1 protein-coding gene is annotated in these 1,143 nt (G+C 74.8%); it reads right to left on the bottom strand.

Going from position 1 to position 1,143, the window contains the following annotated elements; translation table 11 throughout:
• Nucleotides 1-238 precede the first annotated feature (238 nt).
• On the bottom strand, nucleotides 239-1,143 hold a 905-nt coding region (locus ACWGIU_RS38260), incomplete at its 5' end, for a sensor histidine kinase (RefSeq protein ID WP_453712751.1).

The raw sequence follows: 1,143 nt of genomic DNA, 5'->3' as shown, positions 1-1,143 counted from the left end.
GCCCGGGCCCGTCCCCGGGCGTCCACAAGCCCGCCGGGGCCCTGCCCTAGCCACGCCCCCCGGCCCCCCGCCGCCCGCTCGAGGGCGGGGTGGTCGCACGCGTCGAGGTCGGAGTCCGTCCGACGCCGGACCGGGCCGCCAGCAGCTACCGGAGCGCTCTCGCGATTCATCGGATCATGGAAGCACAGCCTGCCGGGCGTAGGTCTGCGACCAGGTATTTCCCCTGTCTTCGCGGTGGCTACAGCAGCGATTCCCACGTCATCGTCGTGCCCCGCGCACCCGATTCCGTACGGCCGTCGTCCGCCACCCTCAGGCGGACCCGGGACGGGCTCGCCTCCACCAGCACGTCGATGAAGGTGATCTCGCGGCGCCGGTGCGCCGCGGCCAGGGCGCCGCGCAGGGCCCCGAGCAGGTCGGCCGCCACCGGATCCGGCAGCAGCGCGTCGACCGCCCCCGCGAAGTGCACCGACGGCTGGAAGCCGAGCACGGCCGCCGCCCCGCCCGTCTCGCGCAGCACCCGGCCGCGGAAGGTCGTCGGGGCGTCGGCCGGTGGCTGCTGGAGGGCGAAGATGGCCGTCCGGACCTCCTGGATGGTGGAGTCCAGCTCGTCCACGGCCCGGCTGAGCTCGTCGCCCACCATGTCCCCCGACGGGGCGTTCGCGGCCCGCCGCCGGGTGCTCTCCAGCATCATCTCGGTGGCGAAGAGCCGCTGGACCACCAGGTCGTGCAGGTCCCGCGCGATCCGGTCGCGGTCCTCGTACACCGCCAGCTGCTCCCGGTCGTGCTGGGCGTCCGCCAGGACGAGGGCCAGTGCGGCCTGGGAGGCGAACTGCGAGGCGAGCAGCCGGTCCACCGCGTCGTACGCGGGGCCGCCCCGGTCGCGGGGCAGGGCCAGGGTGCCGATCAGCCGGCCGCCGCTCTGCAGCGGGAGCATCATGGACGGCCCGAACCGCTCCCGTACGTGCGTGGTCATCCGGGTATCCGTCGCCGAGTCGTCGATGAAGACGGGGTCGCCCCCGAGGAGTTGTACCAGCACCGGCGAACCGGGGGCGATCGCCGTTCCGACCAGGTCCCCGGGGTCGCCCCGGGTGGAGGCGGCCACGATCTCCATGCCGCCCTCGGGGGTCGGCTGGAGCACCACCC

It is taken from the genome of Streptomyces sp. NPDC054840, from assembly GCF_053611065.1.
The sequence above is the reverse complement of the archived record's forward strand: the minus strand, read 5'-3'. Positions and strand labels throughout refer to the sequence as shown.